Annotated in this window: 12 protein-coding genes and 1 pseudogene; 10 read left to right on the forward strand and 3 right to left on the reverse strand. The window is 60.8% G+C overall.

The genetic code is table 11. The features are described from left to right. Positions 1-243 (forward strand): hypothetical protein (locus QEH53_RS22910; RefSeq protein WP_309025568.1); only part of this gene is annotated, 243 nt, incomplete at its 5' end. Positions 244-360: 117 nt separating this feature from the next. Then, positions 361-816 carry a hypothetical protein gene (locus tag QEH53_RS22915; RefSeq protein ID WP_309025569.1) on the forward strand — a complete coding sequence of 152 codons (456 nt, stop codon included), beginning with the start codon at positions 361-363 and terminating at the stop codon, positions 814-816. A 97-nt stretch (positions 817-913) separates the two neighbouring features. On the opposite strand, the gene QEH53_RS22920 is transcribed toward QEH53_RS22915, so the two are convergent. Next, entirely contained in the window at positions 914-1093 is a 180-nt protein-coding gene (locus QEH53_RS22920; protein WP_309025570.1) for a hypothetical protein, read from the reverse strand. Beyond that, on the reverse strand, positions 1090-2106 hold the full coding sequence (locus tag QEH53_RS22925) for an MFS transporter (protein WP_309025571.1): 1017 nt from the start codon (positions 2104-2106) through the stop codon (positions 1090-1092). The genes QEH53_RS22920 and QEH53_RS22925 overlap by 4 nt, the downstream gene beginning before the upstream one ends. A gap of 195 nt (positions 2107-2301) precedes the next feature. On the opposite strand from QEH53_RS22925, the gene QEH53_RS22930 reads away from it, so the two are divergent. Together QEH53_RS22930 and QEH53_RS24230 are read left to right on the forward strand one after the other, a co-directional pair. After that, on the forward strand, positions 2302-2403 hold the full coding sequence (locus tag QEH53_RS22930) for a sulfotransferase (RefSeq protein ID WP_309025572.1): 102 nt from the start codon (positions 2302-2304) through the stop codon (positions 2401-2403). 430 nt (positions 2404-2833) lie between these two features. Next, positions 2834-2950 (forward strand): annotated as a pseudogene (locus tag QEH53_RS24230) (hypothetical protein); the annotation flags it as partial. A 76-nt stretch (positions 2951-3026) separates the two neighbouring features. Here QEH53_RS24230 and QEH53_RS22940 read toward each other — a convergent pair. Beyond that, complete coding sequence (locus QEH53_RS22940) at positions 3027-4016, reverse strand: LacI family DNA-binding transcriptional regulator (protein WP_309025574.1); 990 nt, start codon at positions 4014-4016, stop codon at positions 3027-3029. Positions 4017-4243: 227 nt separating this feature from the next. Here QEH53_RS22940 and ptsP point away from each other — a divergent pair, with 227 nt between their 5' ends. The 6 genes from ptsP to QEH53_RS22970 form a co-directional block, all read left to right on the forward strand. Next, positions 4244-6715 (forward strand): phosphoenolpyruvate--protein phosphotransferase, encoded by a 2472-nt coding sequence (gene ptsP, locus QEH53_RS22945; protein WP_309025575.1) that lies wholly within the window; start codon positions 4244-4246, stop codon positions 6713-6715. A gap of 12 nt (positions 6716-6727) precedes the next feature. Beyond that, on the forward strand, positions 6728-7687 hold the full coding sequence (gene pfkB, locus QEH53_RS22950; RefSeq protein ID WP_309025576.1) for a 1-phosphofructokinase: 960 nt from the start codon (positions 6728-6730) through the stop codon (positions 7685-7687). Between the two features lie 20 nt (positions 7688-7707). Beyond that, the gene (locus QEH53_RS22955) at positions 7708-9390 is read left to right on the forward strand and encodes a fructose-specific PTS transporter subunit EIIC (RefSeq protein ID WP_309025577.1); all 1683 of its coding nucleotides are present in this window, start codon (positions 7708-7710) and stop codon (positions 9388-9390) included. A 20-nt stretch (positions 9391-9410) separates the two neighbouring features. Continuing rightward, positions 9411-10643: a carbohydrate porin gene (locus tag QEH53_RS22960; protein ID WP_309025578.1), complete on the forward strand. Its 1233-nt coding sequence runs from the start codon at positions 9411-9413 to the stop codon at positions 10641-10643. A 426-nt stretch (positions 10644-11069) separates the two neighbouring features. After that, positions 11070-11525: a hypothetical protein gene (locus tag QEH53_RS22965; protein ID WP_309025579.1), complete on the forward strand. Its 456-nt coding sequence runs from the start codon at positions 11070-11072 to the stop codon at positions 11523-11525. 203 nt (positions 11526-11728) lie between these two features. Beyond that, the coding region (locus QEH53_RS22970) for a hypothetical protein (protein WP_309025580.1) at positions 11729-12594 on the forward strand (866 nt) is incomplete at its 3' end.

Raw genomic sequence — 12594 nt, forward strand, 5'->3', positions numbered from 1 at the left:
TGGATCCGTCGCAAACACGAAGCATTCCGTGCCGTGGACGATCCCGTCTACTTCTACAGCTCCATGCCAGCCGAGTTTACTAACACGCGCCTCGTCGGCCGCAGCGTTTGGAACAGCAAGTGGAAGATCGTCATCCCCGCGTATTCACTTCTCAGCGACGAGCAAGAAGGCCTCGACCGCTTCGTCAACAGCGTCGAAGACATCAAACTCTTCCTTCGCACCTATTCCCACGCCGGCAACTAGATCCCGTAAGGCGCAGCGCTCGCGGCGTCCCACACAAATCAGGTAGCGGCCGCTGTCCCAGCGGCCACAAGCATCCGTTACACGCTCGCAAGCTTCGGAAAATCGAATCCAAACCGAATGAAAGACTCCCTCATCGTCACGCTTCTCACACTCGCCTTATCTGTATCAGCCAGCGACAAGATCGAAAAAACGCCCCAGGCCGTAGTCATCACAGATCCAGCTACCGTCTACCAAAAGGCCTTTTGGCGGCATCCAAAATCGGATGACAAAATCGTCCATGCTGAACGTCGCGAATGGTTGGATACAAACGGTTCCGTCATGAAATGGCAATGGTTCCTGATCATCGAGCCCAGCCCCCAAACGAGAGCCTGGCTCGACACCAACCCATTCCTTCTCACTCCCAGCTCCGATCGAGAAGAACACACCATTCCTCTCGCTCCTCCCGAATGGTTTGATTCACGCAAAGCCCCAAAATTTCGGTCCCATAACGCCAGTCTCAGCCACGCCTTCACATCCGACGGAAACCGACTCTTCGCCACCGACACCGGAGGCGGCTTCACCGCCAATGACTAACGGTCTATCCTAGTGCCATACCTACCTACAGAGAATCCATCTTAGAGGCAAAAGTACTACCATTTAATTTCGCTCAGCCGCCTCTCACTGAGATCGCCTAATCGCTCTCGCGTACCAGCCGAGCCAATACAAGCGCCACTAGACTCACTCCTACCGCCAGCCAGCCAAGCCAATGGTAGCCGACCAGACGACCCGACGCGTCAACCGTCACAATCAAGCCACCGGTTGTCGAGGCCGCCCCCGACGCCACGTCGCGAGCGCAGCCGCTCAAGCTCATAAAGGCCCGCGCCGCTCTGGCGGAACCGCCGAGGTCATGATGGCCTGCCCCGGCACGAAACGCCCGCTAGCAAAAACGAAAAACGTCGCCGCAATCGCCAGCACTAGCCACATCGGCATGGGACCACCATTGGTAATCGTCAAGGTCACCACGCTGGCCACCCCAACCAGAACCGCCAGTACCCTCACCCGCCCGAAGCGGTCGGCGAGCTTCCCGATGCGCGGGGCCGTAAACACCGTCAGCACCCCGCCGATCAAATAAACCAGGAAAACCCGGTCCTCCGGCAGCCCCATGTTCGCCACGAAGTACTGAGCCATCAGCGGGATGATAATGAAATGACCGAAAACGAGGCTCGCGTAAAACAGCAGAGCCATGCCCGCATTGCGGTCTTTCAACATCGCCACGAAAGATGCCGCCCGCTTCTTCGGGTCCACCTCCAAATGGCCGCCCACCGACGGCAATCCCCAAAACGCCACCAGCCACATGACCGACGCCACTCCCGCCAACAACAAGAACGGCGCCTCCCATTTGAAAACGCTGGCCAGATAAAGTCCCGTCGGCACGCCCAAAGCCGAGGCGATCGAGAACGCAGTCATCACCACTCCTACCGCCGACGCCCGTCGTTGCGGAGGCACTACATCGCCCACGATCGAAAGCACCAGAGCGGTCGCCACCCCGCCAAACCCGCCGCTGATCATGCGTCCCATCATCAAAGTGTTCGCATCTTGAGCCAAACCGCAGGCGAGCGTCCCCACCGTGAAGCCTGCATAGGCGAAAAGCAGCGCGGTGCGACGATCAAAGCGGTCGATAAACGGAGCCGTCAGCAGACCCACCACACCCGAGCTCACCGCATAAGCCGCCACGATCGCGCTGAACCTCCCCAGTCCGATCCCCAAGTCGCGCACGAGCTGAGGTCCCAACGGCATCAGGATCATAAAATCCATGATGTGCGTGAACTGCACCGCCGCCAAGAGCAGCAAAAGCGATTTTTCGGTTAGTTTCGGAAATCCCATAGATGAAAGCGGCGAACCCTCCGCAAAGTCCGGATCAACAACCGGCCCCCTCTCCACGGATAGCAAGCTCGTGCAACTGCTTCCCCGAATCAAAGGTATTGCGAAGCCCCCAGTTTAAGCGGCGTATCCATGAGGAAATCTTATTTAAGATAGTCACTTCGCTTCTCCTACCCACCTCCAACAAAAGTTCGTTCTATGCAGCCTCAAATCATCGGCACGGGCGTCGGCCGCACCGGCACCGATTCCCTCAAGCTTGCCCTCGAGCAACTCGGCTTCGACCCTTGCTACCACATGTAAGAGGTGGCCAAGAATATGAGCACTCAACTTGCCTCGCTGGCAAACAGCCCTCAACGGCGATCCTGGCTGGGAAACGCTCTATCAAGGCTACGGGAGCGCCGTCGATTGGCCGACTTCCGAGTTCTACCGCGAACTTTTCGAAGCCTAGCCGAACGCCAGATTCGTTCTTGCGGTGCGAAGTCTCGAAGGCTGGACCGCTAGCTTCTGCTAAACCATCAACACCCTGGTCGGCAGCAGGAAAAAGCTCCGCAGCCCATGTGGGAATGGCTCGACATGGCTAAAGCTGTTATCGAACGCACCGGTTTCCAGGTCGGCTCCAGCGCTGCTAAATTCGCGGAAGACTTCTCGAAGCATACCGCAACGGTAAAAGCAACCATCCCCGAATCCCAGCCTCCTTGTCTTCGAAGTCGCCCAAGGCTGGAAGCCTCTCTGCGACTTTCTCGAAGTCGACGCACCGGACAGCCCCTTCCCCGCAGCAACAACCGCGAAGAATTCTGGGAACTGCTCAAAGGCACCCTACCAAACACCGGCTCCACCCTTGCCATGAAAAAACCAAAAGTCTTGTCCGAAGCTGCTCCGCTACCAGATCTAGGACCTGAAGCTTCTAGCTCAACAAGCGCGCCCTAGTGACGCCCGCTCGACTCCCGCTCCACCAGCTCGCCCTGCAGCACCACTTCACTCACCGGCCGCGAACGATCCTCAATGCGCTTAAGCAACAAGTCCGCCGCTGCCTCGCCGATGGCTGACGCGGGCTGACGCACAACCGTCACCGCCGGCTCCACGAAACTCGCCCACGACGGATCGTCGAAACAGGCAAAGCCCATTTCCGCGGGTTTCTTGGTGCTGCTCTCCCGCAGGCCCTTGTACGCGCCCGTCGCCAAAAGGGCGCTACTGCAAACCACCGCGTCGACCGACGGGTCCTCCGCTAGGATCTGCTGCATCAGCCGCACCCCTTCCGCCTCGAAAGCTGGAGCTTGGTGGATCGCCCCCATACGTTCCTCCTGCCCCTCGAAAGCCGCCTTGAATCCCTTGATGCGCAAAGCTGCCGTAAAGCTCTTCGCACCACCGAAGATCCCTGCGATCTTCTGAAAGCCGCCCGCCAGCAAGGTCTCGGTCAAACGCCGAGCCGCCCCTTCGTTATCGATCAAAACCGCATCCAACGAAGCCTCGTTGAGCTTGCGGTCAATCAACACCATCGGCGGCAGCTTCGCGGGATCGATCGGCTTCTTGTTCGCGCGAGTCGGCGACAGCAAAATACCAGCCACCTGCTCCTCGTCCATCAACTTGAGATAACGCCCTTCCTTCTCGCCGTCCTCATCGCTGTTGCAGATGAGCACGCTGAACCCCTTGGCCATCGCCACCCGCTCCACCGCACGGCTGATCTCGCTGAAAAACGGATTGCTGATATCAGACACGATCAAGCCGATCACACGCGATTTCCGCGCCCGCAGGCTGCGGGCCACTCGGTTCGGACGATAGCCAAGCTCCTCCACCGCCTCCTCCACTTTTTTGCGGGCATCGTCACTGATGTAGCCCTTCCCCGACAACACCCGGGAAACCGTGGCAATGGAACAGCCAGCTCGCTTGGCAACGTCTTTGATCGAATGGGACATACCTGTGATCGTTTACACAAAAATTCGTTTTTAAAAGAGAAAACGGTAATCGAATCGAAATTATACGTTTTTGTATCTTTCTTCTAATCAATCATTTTCCTCCTCATCGACGGATCCTTTCACATTATGTAAACGTTTTCACATTGACACATGTACATGTAAACGTTTACACACATAACCAGAAACGGCGCCCCGCCTCCTTTCGAACCCTAGAAACCATACCCGCCATGCTTACAATGACCCCCAGCGACGTCCGTCTCGGCGCCACGATCAACACCAAGGAAGAAGCCATCCGCACCGCCGCCGGCCTTCTCCTCGAGAGCGACTCCATCGACCCCGAATACGTCGACAGCATGTTGGCCCGCGAACTCACCGCCACCACCTATCTCGGCAACGGCGTCTCCATCCCCCACGGCCGCCCGCAGGATGCCAAGCACATCAAGAACACGCGCGTCTCCATCCTGCAAATTCCCCAAGGCGTCACTTGGCAAGACGGCCAAAAGGCGCACCTCGTCTTCGGCATCGCCGCCAAGTCCGACGAGCACATCGGCCTCCTCCGCCGCCTCACCGGCATCGTGAGCGACTCCGCTCTCGCCGAGCGTCTCGCCAACACAAACGATCCCGCCGAAATCATCGCCGCAATCTCCGAAAACGCCGACGCGCCCTCGAACGCTCCCGCCGTAAGCTCGGATTTCCACGGCAGCGAAATCGAACTCGCCTTCAGCAACCCCCGTGGCTTCCATCTCCGCCCTGCCGGCAAGTTCGCCCGGGCCGTGCAAGCCTACGACGGCAAGGTCACCCTCGTCGCCAAGAGCCGCGAGATCGAAGCCGACAGCCCTTCCCGCATCCTTTCCCTCGGTATTGCAGCCGGCGACTCCGTCAGCATCCGCGTCGAGGGCGACAACGAGACCGACACCCTCTCCAACCTCGCAGCCCTGCTCGAAGAGATTAACAACGAACCGCAAGAGGACGAAGACTTCGCAGCAAACGCAGGCAACCAATGGACCGGCGAACTGGAGTCCACCCAGACAATTTCCGGCACCATGGCCGCTCCCGGACTCGCCATCGCCACCGCCTGGAAATGGAACCCCGTCAATCTCGCCGATCGCAAGCGCGCCGTCGGCGACACCGCCGCCGAGACTGCCGCGCTGAAAAGCGCCATCACCGTTGCCAAGAAACAACTCCTCGCCCTCACCGAAGGCGACCTCAACGCCGTCCAACGCGACCTCTTCGAAGCCCACGCCTCCCTCGTATCCGACGAAAAACTACTGGAGCAAGCTGTCGGCTTCATCGACGCCGGCGACGACGCCCTTACCGCCTGGACCACCACCATCCAAATCCAAACCGCCAAACTCGCCAACCTCGAGGACAAGCGCCTCGCCCAGCGGGCTGACGACCTGCGCGACGTCGGCCAACGCGTACAAAAAATCCTCCTCGGCATCGAGGTCGACCCCATCTCGGAAATCTCCGAACCGGTCATCCTCGTCGCCAAGGACCTCGATCCCTCACAAGCTGCCCAACTCAAGGCCGACAAGATCAAAGGCATCTGCCTGAAAAACGGTTCGCCCAACGCCCACGCCGCTATCGTCGCCCGCTCCCTCGGCATTCCCATGCTGGTCGCGGCTGGCTCGAGCATCGACCGCCTCCCCATCGGCGAAACCGTCATCCTCGACGCCTCTGGCGGCCGCATCATCCTCAGCCCCAGCGAGGCCGATCTCGAATCAGCCCAAGCTGCCATCCAGGAAGTCAGCATCCAGCGCAACCAGGACTGGGAACAACGCTTCGAGCCGGCCATCCTCCAGGACGGCCACCGCGTCGAAGTCGTCGCCAATATTGGCCAAACCGCCGAAGCCGCATCCGTCATCGATTCCGGAGCCGAAGGCGTTGGCCTCCTCCGCACCGAATTCCTCTTCCTCGACCGCGACCACGCCCCCGACGAAGAAGAACAGTACAAGGCGCTCCGCACCATGATCGAGGGCCTCCAAGGCCTGCCCATGATCGTGCGTACCCTCGACATCGGCGGCGACAAACCCGTCTCCTACCTCGGCCTCAGCGAACAGGACCTATCCTTTCTCGGCCTCCGCGGCTTCCGCCTCAGCCTCGCTCGCCCCGACCTCGCCATCACCCAGCTGCGAGCCATCTTCCGAGCTGCCGAACACGGGCCCATCCGCCTCATGTTCCCCATGATCGCCACTCCCAACGACTTTCTGCGAGCCCGCGAACTGGCCGAAAAAGTTCGCCGCGAAGTGGGCGGCCAAAAAGTCGAACTGGGCGTCATGATCGAAGTCCCCTCCGCCGTCACCATGGCGCCGGAACTGGCCGAACTGGCAGACTTCTTCTCCATCGGCACCAACGACTTAACCCAATACGCGCTCGCCGTCGACCGCACGCACCCGCTGCTCGCACGCCGCGCCGACAGCCTCCATCCCGTCGTCCTGCGACTAATCCGCGACACCGTCAAAGCCGCCCACGACAAGGGCAAATGGGTCGGCGTCTGCGGTGGACTCGCCGCCGATCCGCTCGGAGCTCTCATCCTAACCGGCCTCGGCATCGACGAGCTCAGCATGCCGCCCTCCATCGTCCCGCAGGTCAAAGCCCTGCTCCGCCAGGAGAAATTCCAAACGCTTTCGGACCTCGCCGAAAAAGCCCTCCACCAACGCGACGCCCGCGCCGTCCGCGCCCTACGTCCCAGCCACTAAGCCCACCCCGCCATGAACAAGCAAAACGACATCGTCACCATTACGCTCAACCCCGCCATCGACCAGACCGTTTTCATCGATCGCTTCGAGCCGGGCCAGGTCAACCGTACCGAGCGCCACTACCGCCAAGCGGGCGGCAAAGGGGTCAACGTCTCATCCATGCTCGCCGGATTCGGCATCCCATCCACCGCCACCGGCTTCCTCGGCAAACAAAACCCGCGCGTCTTCAGCGAGCTTTTCAAACGCGGGACCGTCAGCGACGCCTTCGTCTGGATCCCCGGCGAAACCCGCACCGGCATCAAGATCGTCGACGCGGCCACCCGCCAAACCACCGACATCAACTTCCCCGGACTCCAGCCCACCGCCAACGAGTTTAGCCAATTCGAAAAGAAGCTCTCCCAACTGATCAGGCCTGAACGCTGGTTCGTCCTCGCCGGCAGCCTGCCCGCCGGAGTCAGCCCAGATTTCTTCGCCGAAATCATCGCCCTCATCAAACGCGGCGGAGCTAAGATCGCCGTCGATACCAGCGGCGAGGCCCTCAAGGTCGCCATCGAAAACGGAGCCGACCTCATCAAGCCAAACGAGCACGAGCTCGCCGAATACCTCGGCCACGACCTGCCCGACTTCTCCTATCGAGTAGTGGCCGCTACCGAGCTGCAAAAAGAGAAAGTCCCCCACGTCATCCTCTCCCTCGGCAGCGAAGGCGCCCTTTTCCTCTCGCCGGAAAGAGCCCTCATGGCTTCCGCCCCTCCCGTAAAAGTGGTCAGCACCGTCGGCGCCGGAGACTCCCTGCTCGCGGGCTACCTCGCCGGAACCGTCACCGGATGCAGCCCCACCGACCGGGCTCGCCTCGCCACTGTCTTCGCCTGGTGCGCCCTCGAAGACGTCCGTCGCCAACTACCGGCCGCCGAAGTCATCGAGAAGCGCCTTCCGCAAATTTCCGTCCAACCCCTCTCCGTTCTCCAAGCTTAACCCCCAACTCGCCACCCCCAATGAAAACCATAACAGCCACCTTCGCCTCTCCCGCCGACGAGCCACTCACCCGCCTCGCCGTCTCCGCCCTAGTAGCGGAAAGCAAACTCCGCGGCCTGCAGCTCGACATCGTCGAGTCCTCGCAAACCACCAGCGGAGAGGTCCATCTACGCAGCGACGATCAAGACATCCAGACCGACCGCCCTCGCCTCATCCGCGAAACCGGCAAGATCCTCGATCCCATTTCACCACGTACCCACAAAACACCGACAGCTCAGCCCCCCCGCGAAACCGCCGCCCCAGCCGCGGTCGCCAGCAAATTCCTGATCGGAGTCACCTCTTGCCCGACCGGCATCGCCCACACCTTCATGGCGGCCGAGGCCCTCATCAAAGGAGCCAAAGCCATGGGCTACGAGATGAAGGTCGAAACCCGCGGCTCCGTCGGAGCCAAAAACGAACTCACCGCCGAAGACATTGCCAAAGCCGACGCAGTCCTCGTCGCGGCCGACGCCACAGTCGAAACCAGCCGCTTCGCCGGCAAGAAGCTCCTAGAGACCGGCACCAAAGCCGCCATCCGCGACTCTCAAGGCCTCATAAAAGAAGCTCTCGCCCTCGAGCCCTCGCCTGTCAAAGGCAGCGGCCTCAAACAACCCGCCAAAAAAGAACGCACCGGTCCCTACAAACACCTCATGACCGGCGTCTCCCACATGCTGCCCCTCGTGGTAGCGGGCGGCCTGCTCATCGCTCTCGCCTTCGCCATCGGCGGCATCTACGCCGGCGACGAGGAAGGCACGCTGGGCTGGGCCCTCATGCAAATCGGCGGCGCTTCGGCCTTCGCCCTTTTCGTGCCCGTCTTCGCCGGATTCATCGCATTTTCCATCGCCGACCGCCCCGGACTCACCCCCGGACTCATCGGCGGCATGCTGGCCTCCAGCCTCGGAGCCGGATTCCTCGGCGGCATCGCCGCAGGCTTCCTTGCCGGCTACTTTACCCGCTGGCTCAACAAAGCCGTCAAGCTTCCCGACCAGCTCGCCGGCCTAAAGCCCGTCCTCATTCTCCCGCTCATCTCCTCCCTCGTGGTCGGACTTACCATGGTCTACCTCATCGGCCCGCCAGTAAAAGGGTTGATGGATGGCGTGTCCGCCTGGCTCAACGCCATGCAAGGCAGCAGCGCTCTCATCCTCGGCCTCCTCCTCGGCGGCATGATGGCCTTCGACATGGGCGGCCCGATCAACAAAGCCGCCTACACCTTCGCCGTCGGCCTAGTCGCCACCCAGATCTACGGCCCCATGGCGGCCGTCATGGCCGCAGGCATGGTTCCCCCGCTCGGCGTCGCTCTTGCCGCCACGCTCTTTAAGAACCGCTTCACCACCGACGAGCAACAAGCCACCAAGGCCACCGCCGTCCTCGGCATCGCTTTCATCACCGAGGGAGCCATTCCCTACGCCGCCGCCGACCCCTTCCGCGTCATCCCTGCCACCATCGCCGGAGCCGCCACCGCAGGCGCCATCTCCATGGCCGTCGGCAGCAAGCTCATGGTACCGCACGGCGGGATCTTCGTCCTAGCGATCCCCAACGCCATCACCCACATGCTCGGCTACCTGATCGCCATCGTAGCCGGTACCCTCGTCACCACTACCCTACTGTTCTTCCTAAAAAAACGCCGTCCCGTCGAAACCGACGCAATAACCACCGCCGCATAACCACCAACGCCAATACCGTCATGAAAAACAAACTACCTCTCGCCCTACTCCTACTCGCCACCACTACCGCCACCTTTGCCGAAGACATTCCCTGGCAGCAACGCGACCGCCTCTCCGGCGATTGGGACGGCGCCCGCACCGCCCTCGAAGACAGCGGCCTGGAAACCTTCGCCTACTACACCGGCATCTTTGCCAGCAACGTCGACGGCGGCAACGAGTCCGACGAAGCCTACGCCGGTGGACTCTTCTTCGGAGCCAAGTTCGACCTCGAGAAGAAATTCGGCTGGGAAGGCACCGAATTCACCGTATCCGGAATCGACCGACACGGCCGCAGCGTCGACGCCGCGGTCGGAGGCCAATACAGCGTCATGCAAGTGGTCGGCGGACAAACCACCTTCCTCTACAACGTCACTCTCGAGAAGCAGCTCATGGACGACCAGCTGTCATTGAAATTCGGGCGCATGAGCGCTACCGACGATTTCTGCGGATCCCCCTTCTTCAGCTACTCCATGAACAATTCCGTCAACGGCCAAATCCGGGCCGCTCTTTTCGACGGTGTCATGACCTCCTATCCCTTCGCTGTATGGGGAGCTCGGGCCAAGTACCAGATCAACGAAACCACCTACGCCCAAGTCGGCACCTTCCAGCTTTCCGAAAGCATGTGGGATCCCAAGAACCACGGTACGGACTTCGCCATCCGCAGCAGCGACGGCCTCTCCATCTTCACCCAGCTCAACTGGAACCCCACCTTCAACGACCGGCCGGCCCACTTCTTCGTCGGCATGAACAACGCCTTCTTCGACATGAACCGCTTCGATAGCGACCAAGACCGCGAAGAATTCGTCCGCTTCTACGCCAACGCCGACTACCAAGTGTATTCGGAATCACCCGACAGCCACAACGGCCTCACCCTCTTCGCCACCCTCGGCTACACCAACCACGACGACGTCGCCATCGTCCCCGTGCAATCCACCTTCGGCGCCAACTACCGCGGTCTCTTCCCCGGACGCGAAAACGACAGCACGCTTTTCTTCGCCACCTACGGCGGCTTCAGCGACGTGTATTCAAAAGTCGAATCCGACGCCGGCCGCTCCGAGGCCGACTACGAAATGGTCATCGAACTCGCCCACCGCTTCCAGCTCAGCCCCGCCAGCTACTTCCAGCCCGACCTGCAATACATCGTAAACCCCGGAGGCACCGGCGATATCGACAACGCCCTCGTTCTCGGCTTCCAATTCGGCGGCAGCTTTTAAGTCTAGTAAACAGTTAACGACACGAACGCGGCGTCTGGGAGCAATCCCAGACGCCGTTTTCATTAAAAAGCAAATACGTACGCTGAGTGTTTAGAATGCGTACCGCGCCGTCACGCCGATCTGCCGAGGGTCCGCAGGGTTTTCGTAGCGGGTCGGGGTCCAGTCGGGCTGGGCGTTGCCTCAGTAGAAGAGGCGCTTTGTTCGATCTAATGAAGGCTCGGCCTAGAGCTGGCGCTGGCCCTGGTCCCTCGACCGCTTCGTCAACAGCGTCGAGGACATCAAGCTCTTCCTCCGCACCTATTCCCACGCCGGCAACTAGATCCCGCGCTCGCGTCGGCCCGCACAAATCAGGTAGCGGCCGCTGTCCCAGCGGCCACAAGCAACCGTTACACGCTCGCAAGCTTCGGAAAATCGAATCCAAACCGAATGAAACACTCTCTCATCGTCACTCTCCTCACACTCGCCTTATCTGTATCAGCCAGCGACAAGATCGAAAAAACGCCTCAGCCCGTAGTCATCACAGATCCACTCGCCGTCTACCAAAAGGCCTTTTGGCGGCATACACAATCCGATGACAAAATCGTCCATGCTGAACGTCGCGAATGGTTGGATACAAACGGTTCCGTCACGAAATGGCAATGGTTCCTGATCATCGAGCCCAGCTCCCAAACGAGAGCCTGGCTCGACACCAACCCATTCCTTCTCACCCCCAGCGCCGACAGCGAAGAACATCCCATTCCTCTCGCCCCTCCCGAATGGTTCGATCCAGGCGACGCCCCGAAATCTCGGCTCCATAGCTCCAGTCTCAGCCTCGCCTTCACACCCGACGGAAACCTCCTCTACGCCACCGACTCCGGAGGCGGCTTCACCGCCAACGACTAACGGCGTATCCCAGTCGTTTCCCAACCTAACGCCCAACCTCAGCGGCACCCGTACTGCAACCTTACCTCGCTCAACCGTCCTTCACCGGCATCGCCTGATCGCTCTCCCGCACCAAGCGCGACAAGACCAGCGCCACTAAACTCACCGCAACTGCCAGCCAGCCGAGCCAGTGGTAACCGATCAAGCGGCCCGAGGCATCCGCAGTGACGATCAATCCGCTGGCAGTCGACGCCGCCCCTGAAGCGATATCCCGGGCGCAGCCGCTCAAGCTCATGAAGGCTCCGCGCCGCGTCGGCGAAACTGCCAGCGTCATGATCGCTTGTCCCGGCACGAAACGCCCGCTGACGAAGACGAAGAAAAACGCTGCGATCACCAGCACCAACCACATCCTCTCAGAACGTGAAACCTTCCGCCAACGAGCCGCGTCGGTGATTCATGGATACCGCTCTCGCGACCTCGTTTTCCGCGAACTGCGCAACGAAGAGCTCTCCCAGTACAAATCCCTCTTCTCGCTCGCCCAGATCTACGCCTACAGCGCCGCCCGTGCCTACGACTACGAAACAGGTTTGCTCGATTCCCCGGAAGGCAAAGCCTTCATCGACGCCATCGTCAAGACCTACTCCGTCGGCGCTTGGGACGGCGAGAACCCAATCGAAGCGAGCAACGGCGAAACGGGACTTTCCTCCGTCCTCGGCGGACTGCGCGACGACTGGGCCGTGGCCAAAGGCCGCCTCGGCCTCAACAATCCCGACAAGAACGGCACCCTCTTCTCCCTGCGCCCAGAGCTCTTCCGCATCCGCTCCGACCAGGCGACGCCCGACGACGTCCTGCTCTGGAAACAAGTGCTCGAACAGCACATCATGAGCGACGTGATGAACGATCCAGACGTCGCCATCTACGCCGAAAACATCGCTCGCGCCGACGGTCGCGCCGTCCCCGGCATTGTCCTGAGCTTCTCCACCACGGTCGAGCCCGGGCTCAACTTCTTCGGCTGGCCACTCGCCGCTGGCGACCACTCCTTCTCCCAATCCAGCTTCGCCACCAAGATCTACTCCTCCGGTATGGTGCT

Source organism: Pelagicoccus sp. SDUM812002, assembly GCF_031127835.1.
Classification (GTDB): Bacteria; Verrucomicrobiota; Verrucomicrobiia; order Opitutales; family Opitutaceae; genus Pelagicoccus.